1 pseudogene is annotated in these 241 nt (G+C 57.7%); it reads right to left on the bottom strand.

The features are described from left to right. A pseudogene (locus tag VC352_RS25005) lies at positions 1–241 on the bottom strand (acyl-CoA dehydrogenase); the annotation flags it as partial.

The following is a 241-nucleotide window of genomic DNA, read 5'->3' as shown; positions in this document are numbered from 1 at the left end:
ACGGGCCGAGTTCAGGCAGGTGAACGGGACACGCAGGCCGTGGACGTCAGGGAAGGCGTTCTCTTCAGGGAAGAACACGTTGTACATGACGATTTCACCAGTGATCGACGCACGCAAGCCAACCTTGACGTGAATCGCCGGAGCGGAGAGGCCTTGCCAGCCTTTTTCCAGGACGAATCCACGAATCTCGCAGGCATCGTCCTTGGCCCAGACCACGAATACATATGCAATGGGGCTGTTG

The sequence above is a fragment of the Pseudomonas sp. C11 genome, assembly GCF_034683865.1.
Taxonomy (GTDB): Bacteria; Pseudomonadota; Gammaproteobacteria; order Pseudomonadales; family Pseudomonadaceae; genus Aquipseudomonas.
This window is presented reverse-complemented; position numbering and strand designations above follow the sequence as displayed.